This window comes from Acidovorax sp. ACV02, assembly GCF_014851475.1.
Lineage (GTDB): Bacteria > Pseudomonadota > Gammaproteobacteria > Burkholderiales > Burkholderiaceae_C > Acidovorax > Acidovorax delafieldii.
This window is the reverse complement of the sequence record NZ_JACUZU010000007.1, coordinates 35,571-58,528: the sequence shown is the minus strand read 5'-3', so window position 1 is coordinate 58,528 and position 22,958 is coordinate 35,571. Positions and strand designations below refer to the sequence as shown.

The following is a 22,958-nucleotide window of genomic DNA, read 5'->3' as shown; positions in this document are numbered from 1 at the left end:
CATAGGCATGCTGGGCATGTGTTCCCCAGGGTGGCTGAAATGACCAGGTGCCCCGCGTTGCTGATTGCAGCCCCGGCTTCCGGGCAGGGCAAGACCACCGTCACTGCCGCCTTGGCGCGCCTGCATGCGCGCCAGGGCCGGCGGGTGCGAGTGTTCAAGTGCGGGCCGGATTTCCTGGACCCGCATTGGCACCAGCTGGCCAGTGGTGCGCCGGTGCACCAGCTCGATTTGTGGATGAACGGTGAGGCCGACTGTGCGCAGCGTCTGCACGATGCTGCGCGCGAGTCGGACCTGATCCTGATCGAAGGCGTGATGGGTCTGTTTGACGGCAACCCCAGCGCAGCCGACCTGGCCCGGTACTTTGCGGTGCCGGTGCTGGCGGTGGTCGATGCCTCCGCCATGGCGGGCACGTTTGGTGCGCTGGCCTATGGCCTGCGCCACTACCGCCCGGGCCTGCCCTGGGCCGGTGTGCTGGCCAACCGCGTCGGCAGTGCCCGCCATGCCGACATGTTGCGTGACGGCTTGCACGATGTGGATGACTGGATGGGGGCGCTGATGCGGGTGCAGCCTGGTGCTGCCTCTGCTGCGGGCAAGGCTGGCGCCGCGCTGCTGCCCGAGCGCCATCTGGGCCTGGTGGCCGCGCACGAGCTGGACGACAGCTTGCAGCGGCTGGACGCAGCGGCCGATGCCCTGGCCGCTACCCCCCTGGGCCAGATGACGCTGGAGGATATGCAGCGCTGGGCTGCGGACTTTCCGGCGCCCGCCTCGAAGATTGCTGCGCCATCGCTGCTCGCGGGCCGCACCGTGGCCGTGGGGCGTGACGCGGCGTTCTGTTTTACCTACGCCGCCAATGTGCAATGCCTGGAACAGATGGCCGCCCGCGTGGCGTTCTTCTCGCCCCTGCAAGACACGGCGTTGCCGGACTGCGATGCCGTGTGGCTGCCCGGCGGTTACCCCGAGCTGCACACCGCGCAGATCGCGGCCAACACCGGCATGTTGGCCAGCCTGCGTGCCCATGTGGCCGCAGGCAAACCCCTGTGGGCCGAGTGCGGCGGCATGATGGCGCTGTTTGATTCCATCACGCTGGCCGATGGCAGCGCGGCTCCGCTGTGGGGCCTGCTGCCCGGCCGCGTGACCATGCAAAAGCGCCTGGCGGCCCTGGGGCCGCAGCAGCTGACCGTGGCAGGACATACGCTGCGCGGCCACACCTTCCACTATTCGACCAGCGACAGCAGCGCTCCCGTGGTGGCCCGCACGGCGCGGCCCAACGAGGCGGTTGCGCCGGATGCGGGGGAGGCTCTGTACCAGCAGGGCAGCATCCATGCCAGCTACTTCCATGCGTGGTTCCCGTCCAGCCCCGAGGCGGTTGCGCATCTTCTCGGCGGCCAGAGCAAAGCATGACATCCGCGTCGCATCCCATCACTACCCAACTCATCCTGGGCGGTCAGAAAAGCGGCAAATCCCGCCGCGCTGAGCTGCTGGCACGCGACTGGCTGGCCCGGTCCGCCGACCACCGCGCCGTGCTGATCGCCACCGGGCAGGCCTGGGACGACGAGATGCGCGACCGCATCGCCCGCCACCAGCGCGACCGTGCCGAGCGCGTGCCAGGTTTGCAGACGGTGGAAGAGCCGCGCGATGTGGCCGCTGCCGTTGCGCGGCACAGCGCGCCGCAAACCCTCGTGGTGGTGGACTGCCTCACGCTGTGGCTCACCCACTGGACCATGCCCCTGGGGTTCGAAACCATGGATTTGAAGCAAAAACAGGCGCAAGCGCTAGAGTGGAATGCCCAGGCCGCTATGTTTTTGGAAGCAATTCGGCAGTCCCCCGGGCCCGTTGTTCTGGTGGGCAACGAAATTGGCCTGGGGGTCATCCCGATGGGGCGCGAGGTGCGCGCCTTTGTCGATGCGCTGGGCATGCTCAACCAGCAGGTGGCGCAGGTGTGTCCACGGGTCACGTTGATGGCTGCCGGTCTGCCTCTCACTTTGAAGGAACCCTGCTGATGAAACCAACCCCCGTGCGCCGCATCCTGTGGGTCATCGCCATCCTGGTGCTGCTGGGCCTGCTGATGGCCGGCCTCGCGCGTGCGCAGCCGGTGCACATCCGGGACGACCGGGGCCGCGAGGTCTCGCTGCCCCGGCCCCCCCTGCGCATCGTCAGCCTGTTGCCCTCGTTGACCGAAAGCGTGTGCGAACTGGAGCAATGCCACCGGTTGGTGGGTGTGGACCGCTACTCCAACTGGCCGGAGGCCGTGATTGCCAAGCTGCCCAAGGTGGGGGGCGGGCTGGACCCGAGCATCGAGGCCGTCGTGGCACTCAAGCCCGATGTGGTGCTGATGTCCGTCAGCTCGCGCGCCAGTGACCGGCTGGAGGCGCTCGGCCTCACCGTGGTGCAGCTGGAGCCCAAGACGCATGCCGACGTGCGCCGCGTGCTGGGCACGGTGAGCGACCTGCTGGGCGTGCCCCGCGCGCAAGGCTCCGACCGCCTCTGGCGTGTGATCGACGCGGGCGTGCTGGCGGCTGCACAGTCCCTGCCGCCCAAGGCCAAAAATGTGCGTGTGTACTTCGAGGTGAGCCGTGGGCCCTATGCCGCGGGCGAGGCGTCGTTCATTGGCGAATCGCTCACCCGGCTGGGCGTGCGCAACGTGGTGCCAGCATCGCTGGGGCCGTTTCCGCGCCTGAACCCCGAGTTCGTGGTGCGCGCCAACCCCGACATCATCATGATCGGCAACCGCAGCATGCAGGCCATGGTGCCGTACCCCGGCTGGGCTTCCATGCGTGCCATCCGCGAGAACCGGCTGTGCGTGTTTGGCCCCGGCGATTCCGATGTGGTGGTGCGCCCTGGGCCGCGCATGGCCGAGGCGGCCCGCATCATGGCGCGGTGTCTGGTGGACAAGGCGTCATGACCAGCAGTGCGATCGACTTGCCCACGGGTTCCGCCAGCCGCCGCGCCGCATGGTGTGCCGCCTGGCTGTTGCTCGCCAGCGCGTTGCTGGCGGTGTGTGGCGCCAGCGTGGGCAGCACGGGTTTTGACAGCGTGCTGCGCATGTACGGCGACTCCGTGGCCTGGCAGATCGTGTGGGACATCCGCTTGCCGCGCACGCTGGGCGCGTGGCTGGCTGGCGCGCTGCTGGGCCTGTCGGGCGCGGTGGCGCAGGGTTTGTTTCGCAACCCGCTGGCCGATCCGTACCTGCTGGGCAGCGCCTCGGGCGCAGCGCTGGGCGGGGCTGTCGCCATGGCGCTCTTCGGGGTGTCGCCGGTGGCGGCGCAGTGGATGGCCCGTATCGGCATCACGGGCATGGCATTTTTGGGCGCGGCGGGGGCGGTGGTGCTCACGCTGCTGCTCGCCAAGGGCGTGCAGCACACGCTGCGCTTGTTGCTGGCGGGGGTGATTGTGGGCGTGGTGCTGGGTGCGCTGCGTGACCTGGTGGAACTGGCCTCGCCCGACATCCTGCAGGCCATGCAGGCCTTCACGCTGGGCAGCACGGCTTTTGTGGGCTGGGCGGCCTGCTTGCTCATGGCCGTGGCCTGGGCGCTGTGCTCGGTGGTTGCCTGGATGCTGGCACGTGCGCTGGACGGCCTCACGCTGGGCGAGGCCACCGCCGCCAGCCTGGGCCTGCCGCTCATGCCCATGCGTGTGGGGCTGGTGGCTGCCATGGCGCTGGCCACGGGCACGGCGGTGGCGCAGACGGGGCTCATCGCCTTTGTGGGGCTGGCGGCCCCGCACCTGGTGCGTTCCATCGTGCGCGTGACACACGAACGGCACATCGTGCTCTCCAGCCTGATGGGCGCGGTGCTGCTCATGGCGGCCGACATCCTGGCGCGCTGGCTGCTGGCGCCGCAGGAGCTGCCCGTGGGCGTCCTAACGGCGGCCCTGGGCGGCACCTATCTGCTGTGGCTCATGCACCGGCGCACCTCGCAGGGGGGCGCACTATGAAATCAATAGCTATCAGTGCAAATGGAATAAGCGCCAGCATCGGGAATCGCTCGATATTGCAGGGCATTGACCTGCAATTGCCCGCCGGGCGCTGGACCAGCATCGTCGGCCCCAACGGCGCGGGCAAGTCCACCCTGCTCAAGGTGCTGGCGGGCCTGCTGCCGCGTGTGGCGGTGCAGGGTGACGTGTTGTTGCTAGGCCGCCCGCTGGCGCAAATCCCGGCGCGCGAACGCGCCCGCCAGCTCGCCTGGCTGGGGCAGAACGAAGGCTCGGCCGACGACCTGACCAGTTATGACGTGGCCATGCTCGGCCGCCTGCCGCACCAGGCCTGGCTGGCACCGCCGGGTGCGGCCGACCACGCAGCGGTGGAGCAGGCGCTGCGCACCACGCAGGCCTGGGACTGGCGCCACCGCCCGCTGTCGCAGCTGTCGGGCGGCGAACGCCAGCGCGTGCTGCTGGCCCGCGCTCTGGCGGTGCAGGCGCAGGTGCTGCTGATGGACGAGCCCCTGGCCAACCTCGACCCGCCGCACCAGACCGACTGGCTGCACACCATGCGTGCACTGGTCGATGCGGGGGGCACGGTGGTCAGCGTGCTGCACGAGGTGTCGCTGGCACTGCAGTCCGACGACATGGTGGTGATGGCACAGGGCCGCGTGCTGCACCAGGGCGCCTGCGATGCACCCGCCACGCACGCGGCACTGGAGAGCGTGTTTGACCACCGCATCCACGTGCGGCATCTGGATGGCATGTGGATGGCGCTGCCATCGATGCAGCGCAAGCACAGCCAATGAAACAACACATGGATTGAGGGAGTGGAAGCATGAACATCGAATCGGGTTTCTCGCAGGTCGCGCAGTCGTTGCTGTGGCCGGTGCTGGTGCTGGTGGGGCTGGCGTTTGTCTACGCGTTGTGGTCGGGCGGCGCCACGCTCATGGAGGCGTGGCAACGCTGGCGCCAGCCGCAGTACCGCTCGCTGCGCGTGGCCCCTGGCTTGTCGATGGAAGAGCTGGAGCTGCAACTGGTGCGCCAGGTGGAGCCCGTGCGCTTGCTCAGCCGCCTGTCGCCCATGCTGGGGCTGATCGCCACGATGATCCCGCTGGGCCCCGCGCTGCAGAGCGTGGCGGCGGGCAACGGCCAGCAGGCGCTGGCCGTTTTCAGCGGCGCCTTTGCGGGCGTGGTGCTGGCGCTGGCCGCCGCGTCGGTGGGCCTGGTGGTGTATTCGGTGCGCCGTCGCTGGCTGCTGGCCGAACTGCTGGTGGTGCGCAAGGAGCGCGGGGTGGCGCAATGAGCGCCGCGCCGGGCCGCCCCAAGCAAGCTGCACAACGCAGCGCGCAGCGCGGAGGTGTCTCATGAGCCTTCGCCACTTGAACGTCCTGGCCGAGGACGACGACGATCCGATGCTGTCCGCCGTGAACCTGGTGGACGTGTTCCTGGTGCTGGTGGTGGCGCTGCTCACGGCCGTGGCCGTGCAGACCCAGACCAGCGCTAACGAAAGCGTCACCATCATCCGCAACCCCGGCCAGCCCGACATGGAAGTGGTCGTGCGCGAGCAGGGCAAGGAAGTGCGCTTCAAGGGCGCTGGCAGCGCAGCGCAAGGGCAGGGCGTGCGCGCGGGCGTGGCCTACAAGCTGGAAGACGGCAATATCGTCTACATCCCTGAAACGGGCGCTGCTCCTGCCAGCGCTTCGGCCGGTGGCGCGGGTGGCGCCGCCACGCCGGCACCCGCCAAGCCATGAAGACACTGATCTTGCGTGCGGCACTGTGGTGCCTGCTGCTTGCTGCGCCGCTGGTGCATGCCGTCCAGGCTGAGAAAGCCTTGGCAGCGGGCGGCGCTGATAAAACAGCGCCGGTGCTGCTCTGGCTCACCTCCGACATCACCACCGCCCCGCGCACGGCCATGGTGCAGCGCCTGGCCTCCGACGCGGGCCTGGGCTTTGTGCACATCGATTTCCCGCTGGCCGGCCCGGCAGTACTGGACGCGGCCCAGGCCCAGAAGCTGGAGCGCGCACTGGCAGGCGCCGCCATGGTGTGGGTGGATGCACCGCATGCCAGCGTGGAGGCGCGCTTGCGCCGCATGGCCGGCGCGCAGCTCGATGCCCGCGCCTCACGCGCCCCGGGCCGCGTGGCCTGGGTGCCTGCGGGCACGCCTGCTGTGGACCTGTCTGCGCTGGAGGCTCCTGCCCGCATGGTGGCTTACCTGCAGGCGGGCGGCCCGCGCAATCTCAAGAACGCCATCGCCCTGGCGCGCGCCGCGGTCGCGGGTGTTGCGATGCCGACCTTGCCCGCGCCCGACATCCTGCCCCCCCGGGGTATCTACCACCCCGACGCGCCCCGCCTGCTGCCCAACGCCGCCGCGCTGGAGGCCTGGCGCCAGGGCCAGCCCGCGCTGCGCAGCCTGCCCGCCGTGGCCGTGCTGGTGCACCGCCACCATTTTGTGGATGGCAGCACCGAATGGCTCGATGCCTGGCTGCGCACCTTCCGCCAGCAGGGCCTGTTTGCCTATGCCGCCTTTGGCCAGCAGGTCACGGCGCAGACCCTGGCCGAGGTGCTGGAGTTGCCCCCGGCCAGTGGTTCTGGCCCCGGCCGCCTGCATGCGTCGGCCCTGGTGCTGCACCAGCTCGTGCCCCAGGCCGCGGCGCTGCAGCCGCTGCTGGCGCGCTGGGGCGTGCCGCTGCTGGGCACGCAGCCTTACCGCGCAGGTGATGCCGCTGCGTGGGAGGCCAGCGATACGGGCCTCTCGCTGTCCGATGTGCCGTTCTACCTAGCGCAGCCCGAAGCGGCAGGTGCCATCGATCCCATCCTGGTGGCGGCCCACGGTGCCGAGGGCCGGGACTTCCGCCTCATAGAGCGCCAGGCCCAGGCCGTGGCGGCCAAGGCACGGCGCCTGATCGCGCTGCAGACCAAACCCGCCGCCGACAAGCGCCTGGTGGCCATGGTCTACAACTACCCGCCGGGTGGCACCAACTTTGGCGCCTCGTTCCTCAACGTGCCGCGCAGCCTGGAACAGGTCTCTGGCGGCCTGGCCCAGGCGGGCTACCGTACTGAGCGTGTGCCCGAGCAGGGCTGGATTGATGGGCTCAAACCGCTGCTGGCCGCCTACTACCCCGGCACCGATGTGCGCGCGCTGCTGCAAAACGGCCAGGCCGCCGCGCTGCCGCTGGCGCGCTACGAGCAGCACCTGGCCGCCTTGCCAAAGGCTGTGCGCGAGCGTATGAACGCGCACTGGGGCGCGCCCGCAAAGAGCCGCTACGTGGTCGATTGGCAGGGCGAAAAGATGTTCGTCATCCCGCGCCTGCAGGTGGGCAAGCTCTCGGTATTGCCCCAGCCCCCGCGCGAAGAAACCCTGCGCCTGGGCCAGAACCCGTTCATGCACAAGAGCAAGGCGCCGCTGTCGCACCATTATCTGGCTGTGTACTTGTGGGCGCAGCTGGAGGCCGATGCGCTCATCCACTTTGGCACCCACGGCACGCAGGAATGGGCCGGTGGCAAGGCGCGTGCGCTCGATGTGCACGACGACGCGCTGCTGCCGCTCGGTGACCTGCCCGTGGTCTACCCCTACATCGTGGACAACCTGGGCGAGGCCCTCACGGCCAAGCGCCGGGGCCGCGCCGTGCTGGTGAGCCACCGCACGCCCGTGTTCGCCCCGGCGGGCTTCGAGCCCCGCATGGCCCACATGCACGAGGTGATGCACGAATGGGAAACCGTGGACGAAGGCCCCACGCGCCGCGCGCTCGAAAAGCAGCTGGTGGCGCAGTTTGTAGAACACCAGCTGCACCGCGACCTGGGCTGGAGCGCCGAGCGCATCGCGGCTGACTTCCACGGCTTTCTTGAAATCCTGCACCCCTACCTGGACCAGCTCGCGCAAAGCTCGCAGCCCAAGGGCCTGGCCGTGTTCGGCCGCGTGCCCGCGCCCGAGCAGCGGCGCGAGACCATCCTGCAGGCGCTGCGCAAGCCACTGATCGAGGCGCTGGGTGAGGACATCGATGAGGCCTTTCTCATCAAACACGATGCGGTGCTGGCTGCACGCCCTGCGCGCTGGCTGGAAGTGGCCTTGAAGGATGCGCAGGCCGCCAGCGTGCTGGACCTGCGCCCCGTGCTGCCTGACGCACCGCCAGCACAGGACGGCTTGGTGCGCGCCGAAGACCATGTGCCCAACCGCGCCGCGCGCAAACCCATCGACACGCCCGCGCTGCTGCAGCTGGCCCAGCGCGCGCAGGAGCTGGAGCGCCTGCTGGCCACGGAGGGCGAGCTGCCCGGCATGCTGGCTGCGCTGGAAGGGCGCTACCTGCCCGCGGCCTACGGTGGCGACCCCATCCGCAACCCCGACAGCCTGCCCACAGGCCGCAACCTCATGGGGCTGGACCCGAGCCGCCTGCCCACACGCCAGGCCTATGCCGTGGCGCAGACGCTATTCAACGACTGGTTCAAGGACTACCAGGCGCGCCATGGCGGCCAGGCGCCAGAGCGCATGGCGCTGTCGCTGTGGGCGGGTGAAACGCTGCGCCACCAGGGCATCATGGAAGCGCAGGCGCTCGTGGCGCTGGGCATACGCCCGGTGTGGGATGACTCGGGCCGCCCGGTGCGCGTCGAGACCATCCCCGCCGATGAGCTGAAACGCCCGCGCGTCGATGTGCTCATGAGCATCACCGGCTCGTACCGCGACCAGTTTCCCGCGCTGATGGCGCTGCTCGACCGCGCGGTGGCCCAGGCCGCCACGGCCGAGCCCGGCAACGTGATCGCTCGCAATACCGCGCAGATCGGCCAGGAGCTGCGCAAGCAGGGCGTGCCCCGCGCGCAGGCCGAGCAACTGGCGCGCGTGCGCTCGTTCGGCAATGCGGTGGGCGACTATGGCACCGGCCTGTCGGACGCGGTGCAAAGCGACGGCCTGCAAACCAACGATGCGCGCCTGGGCCAGATGTTCCTCGAACGCATGAGCCAGCCTTATCTGGAGGGTGAACCCGTGACCGGCGTGGCGGGCAGTGTGGCGGCCCAGGCATTGGGTGCCCACCTGCGCCGCACCGATGCCGCCATCCTGTCGCGCAGCTCGCACCTGTATGCCATGGTCAGCTCGGACGACCCGTTCCAGTACCTGGGCGGCCTGTCGGCGGCCGCCCGCGTGGCCGGGCGAGCGCAGGGGCTGGAGCTGCATGTGGCCCAGCTGCAGGATGCAGGCGAGCCCACTACCGAAACTGCACAGCGCGCCATTGCGCTGGAGATGCAGTCGCGCTACCTGCACCCGGGCTGGCTCCAGGCGCAGAAGGCCGAGGGCTATTCGGGCACGCTGCAGGTGCTCAAGGCCGTGCAGTTCGCCTGGGGCTGGCAGGCCGTAGCGCCCGACACGGTGCGCAGCGACCATTGGCAAAGCTTTTATGACGTGCTGGTGCGCGACAAGCACCAGCTGGGCCTGCCCGAGTGGCTCAAAGAGCATCCTCAGGCCTATGCCCAGTCGCTGGAGCGCCTGGTGCAGGCGCAGCGCCAGGGCTATTGGCAGGCCGATGCCGACACGCAAAAACAACTGGCGCAGATGTACCAGGAGCTGACGCGCGCCGCGCCGCTGGCGGCCGAGCTGCCCAGCGTGCGCCGCTGGGTGGAGCGAGCGGCGCGTGGTGAGTCCGTAGAGCTGACCCCGCCTGCTGGCATGGCCATTGCCGCGCCGCAGTCGCCAGCCCTGGCAGCGCCACAGCCCGCGCCCCCCGCCGCTGACCTGCCCGCGCCGCCCGCCCAGGCAGAAGCACCACCTTCCGCGCCCGCCGTGCCTACCATGGGCGTGTTGCTCGAGCGGCAGCCCGAGCCGACCCCTTCTGACAGCGCCACCGAACCCAGCCCCGTGGAGCGCATGGCCGGCATCGTGGCCCTGCTGGTCATGGCTCTGGTGGCGATGGCGGGTGCCGCGTGGCAGGCGCGCCGTCCGTCCTCGCTGTCTTCCCCTTTGCAACCGGCCGGCGTGTGATGCCCGGTCTCTCTGAAAGAATCGACACCATGCAGATCGAAACCCCGCCCACCGAAAAACGCTACGAAAAACCCGAGGGCGAACGCCGGGGCCTTGTTATCGTCAACACCGGCGACGGCAAAGGCAAAAGCACGGCCGCCTTTGGCCTGGCGCTGCGCGCCCATGGCCGGGGCAAGGCCGTGAAGATCTTTCAGTTCATGAAGGTGCCCACCGCGCGTTTTGGCGAGCACCGCATGTTCGAGCAGATTGGCCTGCCCATCGAGGGGCTGGGGGACGGCTTCAGCTGGAAGAGCAAGGACCTGGAGCACTCGGCCCAGCTTGCGCGCGACGGCTGGGAAAAGGCGCGCGCCGCCATCCTGTCGGGCGAGCATTTTCTGGTGGTGCTGGACGAGATCACCTACCCGCTGATCTACGGCTGGCTGCCGCTCGACGGCGTGTTGCAGACCCTGCGCGATCGGCCCAAGGACGTGCACGTGTGCCTCACCGGCCGCCGCTGCCCCCCCGAGATCATCGAGCTGGCCGACACCGTGACCGAGATGCAGCTGATCAAGCACGCGTTCAAGGCGGGCATTCCCGCGCAGCGCGGCATCGAAGACTGAGCCACTGTGTCCGAGCACTGGTCCTTGCTACTGCTCCCTGGCCTGGGCTGGCCTGCGGCAGCGGTGTGGATGGGCGTGCCGCTGCTGGCACTGGCCATTGACTGGTGGTTGGGGGAGCCGCCCGCCCGCTGGCACCCGGTGGTGTGGATGGGCACGGCCTTGCACTGGGGAGGCGAGCGGGTGGCCCCGCTGACGCCTGTGGCACAGGACTTTCGGCGTTTTTGGCTGGGGGCGATAGTGTGGATTGCCTTGGCTGCTATTGTTTTGATAGTTTCCTGGTGGTTGCAGCACCTGGCGTTGACGCTGATGGGTTGGCTTGCCCTCGGCATGCTGGCGCTGCTGCTCAAGCCCCTGCTGGCCTGGCGCATGCTGCACGACGAGGTGCTGGCGGTGGAGGTGGCGCTGGGCCAGTCGCTGCCCGCCGGGCGCGCGCAGCTGGCTCGCTTGGTGAGCCGGGACGTGAGCGCTCTCACCGCCGTGCAGGTGCGCGAGTCGGCCATCGAGTCGCTGGCCGAGAACCTCAACGATTCCGTGGTGGCGCCGCTGTTCTGGTTTGCGCTGCTGGGCCTGCCAGGGGCTGCGCTGTACCGCATGGCCAATACGGCCGACGCCATGTGGGGCTACCCCGGCATGCGCAGCGGGCGCTACTGGCAATGGGCGGGCAAGTGGGCGGCGCGGGCGGACGATGTGCTGTCTTGGGTGCCGGCCCGCATCACCGCCTTGTTGCTGGCGGTGGTCGCCAGGGGACTGCCGTTTTCCACGCTGGCCCGCCAGGCGCGCAAGACGCCATCGCCCAACAGCGGCTGGCCCATGGCGGCCATGGCACTGGCGTTGAACGTGCGCCTGGCCAAGCCCGGGGTGTACACGCTGCACAGCAAGGGCCGCCGGGCGGGGCCGCTCGATACGCGGCGCGCTGCACGCCTGGGCATGCAGGTGGTGCTGGCCATGGTGCCCGTGGTGGCGGGCCTGCAGTTGCTGGTGCTGGTGGTGTTTGCCTGGGCGCATGCATGAGCTCGCCGCGTCGTTTCTCTGCGCCCACGCCGTTGCACGGTGGCCCGGACGCCGCGGGCGTTCCGGTGTTTGATTTCTCGACCAACAGCAACGCCTGCGGGCCATGCCCCGAGGCGCTGCACGCCGTGCAGGCGGCCGACGCCACGCGCTACCCCGACCCGGCCTACACGGCGCTGCGCGAGGCCCTCGGCGCCTTCCATGGCGTGGTGCCGGGGCGCATCGTGCTGGCCGCGAGTGCCAGCGAGTTCATCCACCGCATCACCGCGCTGGCCGCACAGCAGGGCGCGGTGCAGGTAGCCGTGCCGCCACACAGCTATGGCGACTATGCCCAGGCCGCGCAGGTGCGCGGGCTGGAGGTGCTGCGGGGCGGCGGCGCCGCAGCGGGCCTGCAATGGGCGTGCGAGCCCTCCAGCCCTCTGGGTGTGGAAGATCCCTCGTTGCGCGGTTGGAGACAAAGCGATGCCGACGTTGCCTGGCGTGTGTTCGACTGCGCGTATGTCCCCCTGCGGCTCGGCGCGGAGGGCGCATGGGCTGGCGCGCCGTCGCCGCTCATGCCCTCGGCCTGCTGGCAGCTCTGGACCCCCAACAAGGCCCTGGGGCTGACGGGTGTACGTGCCGCTTATGCGATTGCGCCGCCAGACTGTGAAGAGCAGGCGCTGGGGCTGACGGCCCTGGCGTCTTCCTGGCCCGTGGGCGCCCACGGCGTGGCACTGCTGCAGGCGTGGACGCAGGCCACCGTGCAGCAATGGCTGGTGCACAGCCTGCGCACTCTGGGCGATTGGAAGGCGCGCCAGTTGGCCTTGTGCACCGATCTGGGCTGGGCTGTGCACGCGGGCAGCCTGGCCAACTATTTCTGCGTGCAGCCTGCTACCCACACGTTGCAGAGCGATCTGGCTGCGCTGCGCGCCAGTGGCATCAAGCTGCGCGATGCGGCGTCGTTCGGCCTGCCCGGCACCGTGCGCCTGGGGGTGCTGGCGCCCGCCGCACAAGATGCGCTGCGGGCCGCATGGCAGGCCGTCTTGGGCCCTGCGGGCCGTACCATCCCGCATTCCATCGGATCGAGGGAGACCTTGTGAGAACCATCACCGTCAATCGCTACGTCACGCCGCTGCGTGAAGGTGGCTCCATGCCCGCCATCGTCGAGGGCGACGACCTGGGCACCTACGTGCTCAAGTTCCGTGGCGCAGGGCAGGGCGTGCGCGCACTCCTGGCCGAGATCATTGCGGGTGGCATCGCCCGTGCGCTGGGCCTGCCCGTGCCCGAGATCGTGCTGGCCCAGCTCGACCCCGCCCTGGCGCAGACCGAGCCTGATCCCGAAATCCAGGACCTGGTGCGCGCCAGCGGTGGCCTGAACGTGGGGCTGGATTACCTGTCGGGCGCGCTCAATTTCGACCCCGCGGTGGATGTGGTGTCGGATGATTTTGCCTCGCGCCTCGTGTGGTTCGATGCCTTGGTGGGCAATGTGGACCGCACTGCGCGCAACACCAATCTGCTGATGTGGCACCGCCAGCCCTGGCTCATCGACCACGGTGCGGCGCTGACCTTTCATCACGCCTGGAACGGCACCGTGGCACAGCCCGCCAAACCTTTTGCGCCCATTGCCGACCATGTGCTGCTGGCCCGGGCCACGCTGCTCGCGCAGGTGGATGCCGAGCTGGCCGCGCGCCTCACGCCCGAGGTGGTGGCGGGCATCCTGGCCGAGGTGCCCGACGAGTTTTTGGTGCTGGCCGGTGCCGACCACGAAGAAGGACTGCTGACCGCTGCCGCCACCCACCGCCAGGCCTATGTGGACTACTTCTGCGCCCGCCTGGCCGGGCGCGCCACCTGGGTGAATGCACTGAAGGAGGCCGCCGATGCACGTGCCTGAGGTGTATGACTACGCCATCGTGCGCGTGGTGCCGCGCGTGGAGCGCGAGGAATTCATCAACGCGGGCGTGATCCTGTCATGCCAGCGCACCGGCTTTTTGCAGGCTGCCATCGCGCTCGATGAAGCGCGCCTGCTGGCCATGGACCCGCACGCCGACATCGACACCGTGCGCCGCCACCTGGCCGCCATCGTGGCCATCTGTGCGGGCGACGAAGGCTGTGGCCCCATCGCGCGCCTGCCGTATCGCCAGCGCTTTCACTGGCTCACCGCCAAACGCAGCGCCATCATCCAGACCTCTCCCGTGCACACGGGCCGCTGCACCGATGCGGCCGCAGCACTTGAACACATCATGGACCGCATGGTCCGCCCACTGCCTTGACTGAAAACTCTGCTCCCCAATTGGCCCGTTGTGTGATGGTGCTTGGCACCACCAGCGGCGCGGGCAAAAGCTGGCTCACCACGGCGCTGTGCCGCTACTACAGCAACCAGGGTCTGAAGGTTGCTCCGTTCAAGGCACAGAACATGAGCAACAACGCACGTGTGGTGTCGGGCCCTGCGGGTGTGATGGGTGAAATCGGCAGCGCCCAGTATTTCCAGGCCCTGGCTGCGCGTGCCGAGCCTGAGGTGCGCATGAACCCGCTGCTGCTCAAGCCCGAGGCCGACACGCACAGCCAGGTCGTGCTGATGGGGCAGGTGAGCGCCGAACTCACGGCCATGCCCTGGCGCGGCCGCAGCGAAAAGGTGTGGCCGCAGATCGCTGCAGCGCTGGATGCACTGCGTGCCGAGAACGACGTGGTGGTGATCGAGGGCGCAGGCTCGCCCGCCGAAATCAACCTGCACGCCAGCGACATCGTCAACATGCGCGTGGCCCGCCATGCCGATGCGCGCTGCCTGCTGGTGACCGACATCGACCGGGGCGGCGCGTTCGCCCACCTGTACGGCACCTGGGCACTGTTGCCCGAGGACGAGCGTGCGCTGGTCCAAGGCTTTGTGCTCAACAAGTTTCGCGGCGATGCCAGCCTGCTGGCGCCTGCGCCGCAGATGCTGCAAGACCTCACGGGTGTGCCCACCGTGGCCACCATCCCCATGCAATGGCGCCACGGCCTGCCCGAGGAGGACGGCGTGTTCGATGACCGCACGTTGTCAGCGGGCGCGGTGCACACCACCGTGGCCGTCATCGCCTACCCGCGCATCAGCAACCTGGACGAGTTCCAGCCGCTCAAGAACGTGCCCGGCGTGCGCCTGATCTGGGCGCGCAGCCCGGCCGACCTGGCGGGCCTCAAGCCCCCCGACTGGGTGGTGCTGCCGGGCTCCAAGTCCACCGCTGCCGACCTGGCCTGGCTGCGCGCGCAAGGGCTGGACCAGGCCATTGCCCATCACGCGGGGCAGGGCGGCACGGTGCTGGGCGTGTGTGGCGGCCTGCAGATGCTGGGCGAGGCGCTGATCGACACCGCAGGCATCGACGGCAATGCGCCGGGCCTGGGCCTGCTGCCGCTGGTCACCACCTTCGAGGTTGCCAAGACCGTGCAGCGTACCCAGGCGCAGTTTGGTGCGGTGTTGGGGGCCTGGGCCGCGCTGGCGGGTGTGTCCGCCACGGGCTACGAAATCCACCACGGCCAGACCGCCCAGCACCCGGCCATGGCTGCCAAGGGCGATGTGGCGCGCGAGGTCATCCTCGGCATCGCCTGGCAGAACCCGGCGGGCAATGTGCTGGGCGTGTACCTGCACGGCTTGTTCGAGGACGCTGCGGTGCTGCACGCGCTGTTTGGCGCGCAGGTGCCCACGCTGGACAGCGTGTTTGACGGACTCGCAGGCTTCCTGGGCAACAGCTTCACACCGGGCGTGCTGGATGCGCTGGTGGCGCCTTAGCACGCCGGATACCGTGGCGCCATTCAGCCCCTCACACCCGTTCGCAGTGGCAGGCGAGGGTGGTGTACGGAAAGCGCACGGTGTCCTGCCCGCGCAGCGCGGGGTGTCGGGCTATCAAAGCCTCGATCTGGGCGCGCACCGCAGCGCGTTCAGCATCCGGCAGGGCCGCGATGAAACTGATCGACATGAAACGGTCCACGATGACCTGCTGGGGTGGCCCCACATGCTCGTGGGTCAGCCGGGTCTCGACCAATGGGCCGAAACCGGGGTGTGGAAAGGGTTTGCGCCAGTCGCCCTTGTAGAAGCGCGGGGCATCGCCCTCGTAGGGCGTGATGATGGTGGTGAGCTCGGCCACCCAGTCCACCGACTCATCGCGCACATTCCACACCAGTCCCAGCTTGCCGCCCGGCCGCAGCACGCGGTGGAATTCGTCCAGGGCTTCGCGGGTGGCAAACCAGTGGAAGGCCTGTGCACAGACCACGGCATCCAGCGTGCCGGACGGCAGTGGAATGGCCTGTGCCGTGCCCGCCACGGCGCGCACCGTGGGCAGTTGCAACGCTTCGATCTTGGCGCGCATGGCGTCCACGGGCTCCACGCCCACCACCGTGGCCCCGGTGGTTGCGAGCAGCGCGGTGAATTTGCCGGTGCCCGCGCCCACATCGGCCACCTCGCGACCGGGGCCCAGTCCCAACGTCTGTGCCAGCCAGGCCGACAGCGCCGCCGGGTAGTCCGGCCTGCCGCGCGCGTAGGCCTGCGCTTCTTTTTCAAAACCCTGCTGTGCCGCTTTGTGCACGGCGTTCTTTGTGTTCTCCATCACCATGACCTCATCTTTCGTACTTCCATCCGTTGCTGACCTGCATGATGCCGCGTTGGCCAGCCGCCTGCAGCACGTCATTGACCACAAGACCAAGCCCCTGGGCTCGCTGGGCCTGCTGGAGCGCCTGGCGTTGCGCCTGGGCGTGATTCTGGGCACCGAATCCCCCGTGCTGCATGCCCCCCAGATGCTGGTGTGCGCGGGCGACCACGGCCTGGCCGCGCGGGGTGTCTCGGCGTTCCCGAGCGATGTGACCTGGCAGATGGTGGAGAATTTTCTGGCGGGTGGCGCGGCCGTGAGCGTGCTTGCGCGCCAGCATGGCCTGGGCCTCACGGTGGTGGACTGTGGCGTGGCCAAGCCCATTGCTGCGCGCGATGCGGCACCCGGTCAGCCGCGCTTGTTGCTGCGCAAGGTGGCACCCGGCACGCAGGATGCCTCCGTCGGCCCAGCCATGAGTGCCGAGCAATGCGCCCAGGCGCTGGCCAACGGGGTGGAGGTGGTGCGTGCCCTGCCAGGCAACGCCTTGCTGCTGGGCGAGATGGGGATTGCCAACACCTCGGTGGCATCACTGCTGCTGGCGCGCCTGGCGGGGCTGCCGCTGGCCGAGGTGACGGGCGCGGGCACGGGGCTGGATGCTGCGGGTATCGAACGCAAGCGCTTGGTGCTGCAGCAGGCGCTGGACGCCAATGCGGGCGCCACCAGCCCGTTGGAGGCTCTGGCTGCCCTGGGTGGCTACGAGGTGGCCACGCTGGTGGGCGCAGTGCTGCAGGCAGCGGCCGAGCGGCGCGTGATTGTGGTGGATGGCTTCATCACCAGCGCGGCCGTGCTGGTGGCCAGCCGCATCGCGCCGCAGGTGCTGCAGCGCTGTGTGTTTGCCCACCGTTCGGGCGAACGGGGCCACAGCCTGATGTTGGCGCAGATGCAGGCAGAGCCTCTGCTGGACCTGGGCTTGCGCCTGGGCGAGGGTTCGGGCGCGGCGCTGGCCTGGCCGTTGCTGCAATCGGCCTGCGCCGTGCTGCGCGAGATGGCGAGTTTTGAATCGGCTGGCGTGGCGACGCAGACGGCCTGAGCCGCCCTGCTTGGGCAGGCTCTAGCCCACCACGGTCTGGTTGCGGCCTTCTTCCTTGGCGCGGTACAGCGCGGTGTCGGCGCGGGAGAGCATCGCGTCCAGGGTCTCGTGTGACCCGGACCAGCTGGTCAGCCCGATGCTCACCTCGCAGTCCAGCGGGTGCCCCGAGGCCAGCGTGGCGTGGATGCGCTGGGCCACGGCCAGGGCCGCTTGCGCGTCGGCTCCCGGCAGCAGCACCAGAAATTCCTCGCCCCCGTAGCGGCCCAGGCGGTCGGCGCGGCGCAGCACCTGGCGGGTGCGCTCGGCAAAGTGCACCAACACCGCATCGCCGTGCTGGTGGCCGCGCGTGTCGTTCACCGCCTTGAAGTTGTCTAGGTCCACCATCATGATGGACGGACCGCCGCCGTAGCGCTGCGCGCGCTCCAGCTCGTCCTCGCAGCGCTGCAGCAAGGCACGGCGGTTGAGGGTTTGGGTCAGCGAGTCATAGGTGGCCAGGTGCTCCAGCTCGGTGCGCAAGCGGTCTGTGGCCATCAGCACCGCGCCGATGGACAACATCAGCACGGTGAGCGCATAGGCACCGATGTACAGGGTCTGGAACAGCGAGGGCTCCATCAGGTCGTTGCCCGCGTGCCCAGCCAGGATGGAACCCAGCCTGACCCCCAGTACCAGCATGTGCAGGCCCAGCATCACCTCCACCAGCCGCACCGGGAAGTTGCGCCCCCCGTGGCGCAGCATGAAACGCAGTTGCGCGGCGTACAGCGCCCCCATCACCACGGTGAAAAACCCCACCCGCACGGCATAGTTGGGCCACCCGTAGGTCAGCCAGGCAAACACCACCGTGGTGCCTGCCATCACCCAGTTCCAGGTGCGCCAGGTGGCGGGCTGGCCCATGAACTGGCGGGTGCCCATGTAATAAGTGACCGAGCCCAGCACCAGCAACTGGTTGGCCAGCACCAGGCCCAGCCAGTCGGGGATGGCGCCACGCGCGCCAAACAGCACGGTGGACAGCAGCCACAGCAATGGCGCCGCCGCCCATCCGCCCACGCCCCGGATGCTGGGCGGGTAGTGCCGCCGCATGAACAGCAGCACCAGGGCCATGACGGCAGACATGAAGCCCGCCAGGGCGATCATGGAGCGCGGGTCGAGGTTCGTCATGCGGCAGGCAAGAGGAGGGGGAGGGACGTGCCTACGTAATAAATTGTTTCAAAGGCGAAGCCAGTATAGCCACGCACCCGCACGGCTCAGCGCTGTTTCGGTGCATGGTTTGCCCGAGGTTGGACCAGGGGCTGCGCGGGTGTGGACCGGTATGGGGCGGCAATGTGCGCCGTGTTGGTGCATTTTGTATGCAAAGTTCATAAAACATTGTGTACAAAGTTGGCATGGGCCTTGCGTAGGGCATACGCCATGCAAAGCACCCACCCTGCGCCCACCTCCGCCGCCATTGAAATCGTGGCGCTGACCAAACGCTACGCCCAAGGCAAGCCCGCCGTGGATGCGATCAACCTGCGCATTGCCAGCGGCAGTTACTGCTGCCTGCTGGGGCCTTCGGGCTGCGGCAAGAGCACCACGCTGCGCATGATTGCCGGGCACGAGTCGGTGACCAGTGGCGACATCCTGCTGGAGAACCGCAACATCACCGACCTGCCTGCCGCTGCACGCGGCACGGCCATGATGTTCCAGAGCTTTGCGCTGTTCCCGCACCTCTCGGCGCTCGATAACGTGGCCTTCAGCCTCAAGATGAAAGGCGTGGCCAAGGCCGAACGCCAGGCCAAGGCGCGCGACCTGCTGGAGCGCGTGGCCCTGGGGCACCTGGCCGAGCGCAAGCCTGCAGAACTCTCCGGTGGGCAGCAGCAGCGCGTGGCGCTGGCGCGGGCCCTGATCACCCAGCCGCGCGTGCTGCTGCTCGATGAGCCGCTGTCGGCCCTCGACCCTTTTCTGCGCATCCAGATGCGCGCCGAGCTGCGCCGCTGGCAAAAGGAGCTGGGCCTGACGTTTATCCATGTGACCCACAGCCAGGAAGAAGCCATGGCCCTGGCCGACACCATGGTGGTGATGAACCATGGCGTGATCGAGCAGGTGGGCAGCCCGCACGAGGTCTACAACCGGCCTGCCAGCGAATTCGTGGCGCGCTTCATGGGCGGGCACAACGTGATCGACACACCCGAAGGCAAGGTGGGCGTGCGCACCGACCACCTGCAGATTGCCCCCGCCAGTGCCGAGTTGCCCTGGGGTGCCCAGCGCATGCAGGCCGTGGTGACCGACGTGGAGTACCAGGGCACCTATGTGCTGCTGGGCCTGCAAAAGCAGGGCGTGGCCCTGTCGGCCAATGCCACGGCCGCCTATTCGGTGATGGTGTCTGAAGCCGCCTTTGCCGCGCAGCCCTACCAGGTGGGGCAGGGCGTGCAACTGCACTGGACGCCCGACCAGGCACACCCGCTCTCCAAGCCTGCTGCCACATCACTGGCGGTGGCCGCTCCCGCAGTGGCCGTCGCCGCCTGACCGCGCCGCCACGTCCTCTCTTTTTTCACCCGTCCCCTTCCGCAACCCAAGGAGTTTTCCCATGTCCGATGCTTCCCGTGCTGATTCCCCTGTTGTTGTCTCCGATGCCACTGGAGTGGCGCGCCGCTCGTTGCTCAAGGGCACGGCGGGCATCCTGGCCGCTGGCATGTTCCCGGCCGTGCATTCGCAGGAAAAGATCGTGCTGCGCTACCTGGGCACGGCGGTGAACCAGGACAAGGCGATTGCCGAGAAGTTCAAGGCCGACACCGGCATCGAGATCCAGTACGTGGCCGTGACCACCGACGACGTGACCAAGCGCGCCGTCACCGCGCCCAACAGCTTTGACCTGATCGACACCGAGTACTTCTCGCTGAAAAAGATCGTACCCACGGGCAACCTCAAGGGCATCGACACCAAGCGCATCAAGAACGCCGACAAGATCACCACGCTGTTCACTACCGGCCAGGTGGCCGGCAAAGCCGTGGGTGACCAGGGCACGGCACCCAAGAAGGTGATCTACCTGGAAGGTGAAAAGTCCAAGAAGTTCGCGACTGCGCCCACGCAGTTCATGAGCCTGATCCCCACCGTGTACAACGCCGACACGCTGGGCATCCGCCCCGACCTGATCAAGCGCCCCATCAACTCGTGGGCCGAGCTGCTCAACCCCGAGTTCAAGGGCAAGACCGCCATCCTGAACATCCCCTCCATCGGCATCATGGACGCCGCCATGGTGGTCGAGGCCATGGGCCTCTACAAGTACCCCGACAAGGGCAACATGACCAAGAAGGAGATTGATCTCACGATCAAGACCCTGATCGAGGCCAAGAAGCAGGGCCAGTTCCGCGCGCTGTGGAAGGACTTCAACGAGTCGGTGAACCTGATGGCATCGGGCGAGGTGGTGATCCAGTCGATGTGGAGCCCGGCTGTGACGGCCGTGCGCACCAAGGGCATCGCCTGCAACTTCCAGCCCCTGAAGGAAGGCTATCGCGCCTGGGCCGCCGGCTTTGGTCTGCCCGCCACGCTGAGCGGCCGCAAGCTCGATGGCGCCTACGAGTTCATCAACTGGTTCCTGGACGGCTGGGCCGGTGCCTACCTGAACCGCCAGGGCTACTACAGCGCCGTGCTGGAGACCGCCAAGTCCAAGATGGAAGCCTACGAGTGGGCCTACTGGATGGAAGGCAAGCCCGCCACGCAGGACATCAAGAGCCCGAATGGCGATGTGCTGGCCAAGGCCGGTGCAGTGCGCGACGGCGGCAGCTACGAGTCGCGCATGGGCGGCATCGCTTGCTGGAACGCGCTGATGGACGAGAACAACTACATGGTGCAGAAGTGGAATGAGTTCGTCGCGGCGTAAGGAGTGCACCCCCTGAGGCGCTGCGCGCCTTCACCCCTCTCTCGACCCGCTGCGCGGTTCGGGAGGGGGACGCCCCCGGTGCGGCGGGGCGGCCCTTGCACGGGGGCACTGGTCTTGGGCAGCGTCAGTCTCAAGAGCAAGCGCCGAACGGTAGACCTTTGAATTCATTGATTGCAAACACCATGAGCACGACCACACAGTCCTTACCTGCTGCAGCTGTCCCCGGCCGCAGCATTGCCGCCTGGTGGCAGGCTGCGCCGTTCACGCTGGTGTTCGCGCTGTTTTTTCTGATTCCGCTGGCGCTGATCGTGATGGTCAGCTTCTGGGACTTCAATGAGTACGAGCTGTTGCCGGGCTTCACGTTCAAGAACTACGTGTCGATCTTTGCGGGCTGTGGCGATGCGTCGGAGGGCCTGTGTGTCACGCTCAAGACGTATTACTCCACGCTCAAGTTCAGCTTTCTGGTGTGGCTGATCACGCTGGTGATCGGCTTCACCGTGGCCTATTTTTTGGCCTTCCATGTGCGCTCTTCGGGCATGCAGACCCTGCTGTTCGTGCTGTGCACCATCCCGTTCTGGACGTCGAACGTGATCCGCATGATCTCGTGGGTGCCGCTGCTGGGGCGCAATGGGCTGGTCAACCAGACGCTGATGGGCATGAACCTGATCGAGACGCCCGTGGAGTGGCTGCTTTTCTCGGACTTCTCGGTGGTGTTGGCTTTTGTGCACCTGTACACCATGTTCATGATCGTGCCCATCTTCAACAGCATGATGCGCATCGACCGCAGCCTCATCGAGGCGGCCAGCGACAGCGGCGCGAGTGGCTGGCAGACGCTGTGGAACGTGATCGTGCCGCTGTCGCGCACCGGCATCATCATCGGCTCGATCTTTGTGATCACCATCGTCATGGGCGATTTCGTCACCATCGGCGTGATGGGCGGGCAGCAGATCGCATCGATTGGCAAGATCATCCAGGTGCAGACGTCTTACCTGCAGTTCCCGCTGGCGGCGGCCAATGCCGTGATTCTGCTGGCCGTGGTGCTGATGATTATCTGGGGCCTCACGCGCCTCGTCGACATTCGCAAGGAGCTGTGAGATGAAAGTCCGTGAATCTCGTCCCGCCAGCTTCTGGCCCCTGGCCATCTTCTTTGCGCTGTTCGTGCTGTTCATGTACGGGCCGATGTTCGTCATCTTCATCCTGAGCTTCCAGGGCCCCGAGGGCGGGCTCACCTTCCCCATGCGCGGCGTGTCGCTGCACTGGTTCGCCAAGCTGGCCGAAGGGCTGGGTGTGGTGGACATTGGCGCGGCGCTGTGGCGCTCGCTGGGCCTGGGCGTGGCGGTGATGCTGTGCACGGTGGTGCTGTCGGTGCTGGCGGGCCTGGCGTTTCGCAAGCGTCTGGCGGGCGGCAACACGCTGTTTTTCATCGTGGTGGCCAGCCTCATCATGCCGTCCATCATCGTGTCGTTGGGCATCGGGCTGGAGTTCCGGCTCATCGACAACGGCATCAAGGCCGCGCTGGAATGGCTGGGCATGGAGAGTGCGCTGGAGGGCTACGGCACGTCGCTGGGCCTGTTCACCTCGGCCCTGGGCGCGCACCTGACCTGGACGCTGCCGTTTGGCCTGCTCATCATGTTTGCGGTGTTCAACCGCTTCAACCCTGCGTACGAAGAAGCCGCACGCGACCTGGGCGCCACGCCCTGGCAGGGCTTTGCGCATGTGGTGCTGCCGCTGATCGCTCCCTCGGTCGTGGGCATTGGCATGTTCGGCTTCACGCTCAGCTGGGACGAGATCGCCCGCACCTCGCAGGCCATTGGCGACGTGAACACGCTGCCGCTGGAGCTGCAGGGCCTCACCAGCACAGTGACCACTCCCTCCATCTACGCACTGGGAACGCTGACCACCGTGGTCTCCTTCGTTGTCATGGGTATCACGCTGGCGCTGGTGTGGGCCTTGGGCCGCAGGCGCAAGGGCCGTTCGGGGTAAAAACGGCACC

Annotated in this window: 21 protein-coding genes; 19 read left to right on the top strand and 2 right to left on the bottom strand. The window is 68.1% G+C overall.

What is annotated here, in order from left to right; genetic code table 11:
• Window positions 1-39 precede the first annotated feature (39 nt).
• The 14 genes from IB236_RS17080 to IB236_RS17015 all read left to right on the top strand — a co-directional run bounded on the left by IB236_RS17080 (window position 40) and on the right by IB236_RS17015 (window position 15,229).
• The gene (locus tag IB236_RS17080) at window positions 40-1,401 is read left to right on the top strand and encodes a cobyrinate a,c-diamide synthase (protein ID WP_192421556.1); all 1,362 of its coding nucleotides are present in this window, start codon (window positions 40-42) and stop codon (window positions 1,399-1,401) included.
• Window positions 1,398-2,000 (top strand): bifunctional adenosylcobinamide kinase/adenosylcobinamide-phosphate guanylyltransferase, encoded by a 603-nt coding sequence (locus IB236_RS17075; RefSeq protein WP_192421555.1) that lies wholly within the window; start codon window positions 1,398-1,400, stop codon window positions 1,998-2,000. The genes IB236_RS17080 and IB236_RS17075 overlap by 4 nt, the downstream gene beginning before the upstream one ends.
• Window positions 2,000-2,902, top strand: coding sequence for an ABC transporter substrate-binding protein (locus IB236_RS17070; RefSeq protein WP_192421554.1), 903 nt, complete (start codon window positions 2,000-2,002; stop codon window positions 2,900-2,902). The genes IB236_RS17075 and IB236_RS17070 overlap by 1 nt, the downstream gene beginning before the upstream one ends.
• On the top strand, window positions 2,899-3,933 hold the full coding sequence (locus tag IB236_RS17065) for an iron ABC transporter permease (RefSeq protein WP_192421553.1): 1,035 nt from the start codon (window positions 2,899-2,901) through the stop codon (window positions 3,931-3,933). Before IB236_RS17070 ends, IB236_RS17065 begins: the two co-directional genes overlap by 4 nt.
• Entirely contained in the window at window positions 3,930-4,724 is a 795-nt protein-coding gene (locus IB236_RS17060; RefSeq protein WP_146871354.1) for an ABC transporter ATP-binding protein, read from the top strand. The genes IB236_RS17065 and IB236_RS17060 overlap by 4 nt, the downstream gene beginning before the upstream one ends.
• 29 nt (window positions 4,725-4,753) lie before the next feature.
• Window positions 4,754-5,221, top strand: coding sequence for a hypothetical protein (locus IB236_RS17055; protein WP_008906167.1), 468 nt, complete (start codon window positions 4,754-4,756; stop codon window positions 5,219-5,221).
• A 61-nt stretch (window positions 5,222-5,282) separates the two neighbouring features.
• Complete coding sequence (locus tag IB236_RS17050; RefSeq protein ID WP_056064344.1) at window positions 5,283-5,669, top strand: DUF2149 domain-containing protein; 387 nt, start codon at window positions 5,283-5,285, stop codon at window positions 5,667-5,669.
• Complete coding sequence (gene cobN, locus IB236_RS17045) at window positions 5,666-9,883, top strand: cobaltochelatase subunit CobN (RefSeq protein ID WP_192421552.1); 4,218 nt, start codon at window positions 5,666-5,668, stop codon at window positions 9,881-9,883. The genes IB236_RS17050 and cobN overlap by 4 nt, the downstream gene beginning before the upstream one ends.
• A gap of 29 nt (window positions 9,884-9,912) precedes the next feature.
• Window positions 9,913-10,482 (top strand): cob(I)yrinic acid a,c-diamide adenosyltransferase, encoded by a 570-nt coding sequence (gene cobO / locus IB236_RS17040; RefSeq protein WP_056747164.1) that lies wholly within the window; start codon window positions 9,913-9,915, stop codon window positions 10,480-10,482.
• Between the two features lie 69 nt (window positions 10,483-10,551).
• Complete coding sequence (gene cbiB, locus IB236_RS17035) at window positions 10,552-11,493, top strand: adenosylcobinamide-phosphate synthase CbiB (protein WP_192421794.1); 942 nt, start codon at window positions 10,552-10,554, stop codon at window positions 11,491-11,493.
• Window positions 11,490-12,569, top strand: a complete 1,080-nt coding sequence (locus tag IB236_RS17030) for an aminotransferase class I/II-fold pyridoxal phosphate-dependent enzyme (RefSeq protein WP_192421551.1) — start codon at window positions 11,490-11,492, stop codon at window positions 12,567-12,569. Before cbiB ends, IB236_RS17030 begins: the two co-directional genes overlap by 4 nt.
• Window positions 12,566-13,360 (top strand): HipA family kinase, encoded by a 795-nt coding sequence (locus tag IB236_RS17025; protein ID WP_192421550.1) that lies wholly within the window; start codon window positions 12,566-12,568, stop codon window positions 13,358-13,360. Before IB236_RS17030 ends, IB236_RS17025 begins: the two co-directional genes overlap by 4 nt.
• On the top strand, window positions 13,347-13,739 hold the full coding sequence (locus tag IB236_RS17020; protein ID WP_116747423.1) for a DUF3037 domain-containing protein: 393 nt from the start codon (window positions 13,347-13,349) through the stop codon (window positions 13,737-13,739). Before IB236_RS17025 ends, IB236_RS17020 begins: the two co-directional genes overlap by 14 nt.
• Before the next feature lie 35 nt (window positions 13,740-13,774).
• Window positions 13,775-15,229, top strand: coding sequence for a cobyric acid synthase (locus IB236_RS17015; RefSeq protein ID WP_192421549.1), 1,455 nt, complete (start codon window positions 13,775-13,777; stop codon window positions 15,227-15,229).
• A gap of 31 nt (window positions 15,230-15,260) precedes the next feature.
• On the opposite strand, the gene IB236_RS17010 is transcribed toward IB236_RS17015, so the two are convergent.
• Complete coding sequence (locus IB236_RS17010) at window positions 15,261-16,049, bottom strand: class I SAM-dependent methyltransferase (RefSeq protein WP_056064324.1); 789 nt, start codon at window positions 16,047-16,049, stop codon at window positions 15,261-15,263.
• Between IB236_RS17010 and cobT the strand changes: the two genes are divergently transcribed.
• Window positions 16,048-17,112: a nicotinate-nucleotide--dimethylbenzimidazole phosphoribosyltransferase gene (gene cobT, locus IB236_RS17005; RefSeq protein ID WP_192421548.1), complete on the top strand. Its 1,065-nt coding sequence runs from the start codon at window positions 16,048-16,050 to the stop codon at window positions 17,110-17,112. The two genes, IB236_RS17010 and cobT, sit on opposite strands and share 2 nt — an antisense overlap.
• Before the next feature lie 21 nt (window positions 17,113-17,133).
• Here the strand turns inward: cobT and IB236_RS17000 are convergent, their stop codons facing one another.
• Complete coding sequence (locus IB236_RS17000) at window positions 17,134-18,267, bottom strand: GGDEF domain-containing protein (RefSeq protein ID WP_225581222.1); 1,134 nt, start codon at window positions 18,265-18,267, stop codon at window positions 17,134-17,136.
• Between the two features lie 249 nt (window positions 18,268-18,516).
• Here IB236_RS17000 and IB236_RS16995 point away from each other — a divergent pair, with 249 nt between their 5' ends.
• The 4 genes from IB236_RS16995 to IB236_RS16980 all read left to right on the top strand — a co-directional run bounded on the left by IB236_RS16995 (window position 18,517) and on the right by IB236_RS16980 (window position 22,948).
• Window positions 18,517-19,611 carry an ABC transporter ATP-binding protein gene (locus IB236_RS16995; RefSeq protein ID WP_192421547.1) on the top strand — a complete coding sequence of 365 codons (1,095 nt, stop codon included), beginning with the start codon at window positions 18,517-18,519 and terminating at the stop codon, window positions 19,609-19,611.
• 61 nt (window positions 19,612-19,672) lie between these two features.
• Window positions 19,673-20,965: a PotD/PotF family extracellular solute-binding protein gene (locus IB236_RS16990; protein ID WP_056747170.1), complete on the top strand. Its 1,293-nt coding sequence runs from the start codon at window positions 19,673-19,675 to the stop codon at window positions 20,963-20,965.
• A gap of 182 nt (window positions 20,966-21,147) precedes the next feature.
• Window positions 21,148-22,059, top strand: a complete 912-nt coding sequence (locus IB236_RS16985) for an ABC transporter permease (RefSeq protein WP_056064316.1) — start codon at window positions 21,148-21,150, stop codon at window positions 22,057-22,059.
• Between the two features lies 1 nt (window position 22,060).
• Entirely contained in the window at window positions 22,061-22,948 is an 888-nt protein-coding gene (locus tag IB236_RS16980; protein WP_146871346.1) for an ABC transporter permease, read from the top strand.
• Window positions 22,949-22,958 lie beyond the last annotated feature (10 nt).

What these genes read in the sequence shown, in the direction of transcription:
- IB236_RS17080 (WP_192421556.1), top strand. Translation starts at nt 40, where the DNA reads ATGACCAGGTGCCCCGCGTTGCTGATTGCAGCCCCGGCTTCCGGGCAG.
- IB236_RS17075 (WP_192421555.1), top strand. Translation starts at nt 1,398, where the DNA reads ATGACATCCGCGTCGCATCCCATCACTACCCAACTCATCCTGGGCGGT.
- IB236_RS17070 (WP_192421554.1), top strand. Translation starts at nt 2,000, where the DNA reads ATGAAACCAACCCCCGTGCGCCGCATCCTGTGGGTCATCGCCATCCTG.
- IB236_RS17065 (WP_192421553.1), top strand. Translation starts at nt 2,899, where the DNA reads ATGACCAGCAGTGCGATCGACTTGCCCACGGGTTCCGCCAGCCGCCGC.
- IB236_RS17060 (WP_146871354.1), top strand. Translation starts at nt 3,930, where the DNA reads ATGAAATCAATAGCTATCAGTGCAAATGGAATAAGCGCCAGCATCGGG.
- IB236_RS17055 (WP_008906167.1), top strand. Translation starts at nt 4,754, where the DNA reads ATGAACATCGAATCGGGTTTCTCGCAGGTCGCGCAGTCGTTGCTGTGG.
- IB236_RS17050 (WP_056064344.1), top strand. Translation starts at nt 5,283, where the DNA reads ATGAGCCTTCGCCACTTGAACGTCCTGGCCGAGGACGACGACGATCCG.
- cobN (WP_192421552.1), top strand. Translation starts at nt 5,666, where the DNA reads ATGAAGACACTGATCTTGCGTGCGGCACTGTGGTGCCTGCTGCTTGCT.
- cobO (WP_056747164.1), top strand. Translation starts at nt 9,913, where the DNA reads ATGCAGATCGAAACCCCGCCCACCGAAAAACGCTACGAAAAACCCGAG.
- cbiB (WP_192421794.1), top strand. Translation starts at nt 10,552, where the DNA reads ATGGGCGTGCCGCTGCTGGCACTGGCCATTGACTGGTGGTTGGGGGAG.
- IB236_RS17030 (WP_192421551.1), top strand. Translation starts at nt 11,490, where the DNA reads ATGAGCTCGCCGCGTCGTTTCTCTGCGCCCACGCCGTTGCACGGTGGC.
- IB236_RS17020 (WP_116747423.1), top strand. Translation starts at nt 13,347, where the DNA reads ATGCACGTGCCTGAGGTGTATGACTACGCCATCGTGCGCGTGGTGCCG.
- IB236_RS17015 (WP_192421549.1), top strand. Translation starts at nt 13,775, where the DNA reads ATGGTGCTTGGCACCACCAGCGGCGCGGGCAAAAGCTGGCTCACCACG.
- cobT (WP_192421548.1), top strand. Translation starts at nt 16,048, where the DNA reads ATGACCTCATCTTTCGTACTTCCATCCGTTGCTGACCTGCATGATGCC.
- IB236_RS17010 (WP_056064324.1), bottom strand. Translation starts at nt 16,049, where the DNA reads ATGGTGATGGAGAACACAAAGAACGCCGTGCACAAAGCGGCACAGCAG.
- IB236_RS17000 (WP_225581222.1), bottom strand. Translation starts at nt 18,267, where the DNA reads ATGACGAACCTCGACCCGCGCTCCATGATCGCCCTGGCGGGCTTCATG.
- IB236_RS16995 (WP_192421547.1), top strand. Translation starts at nt 18,517, where the DNA reads ATGCAAAGCACCCACCCTGCGCCCACCTCCGCCGCCATTGAAATCGTG.
- IB236_RS16990 (WP_056747170.1), top strand. Translation starts at nt 19,673, where the DNA reads ATGTCCGATGCTTCCCGTGCTGATTCCCCTGTTGTTGTCTCCGATGCC.
- IB236_RS16985 (WP_056064316.1), top strand. Translation starts at nt 21,148, where the DNA reads ATGAGCACGACCACACAGTCCTTACCTGCTGCAGCTGTCCCCGGCCGC.
- IB236_RS16980 (WP_146871346.1), top strand. Translation starts at nt 22,061, where the DNA reads ATGAAAGTCCGTGAATCTCGTCCCGCCAGCTTCTGGCCCCTGGCCATC.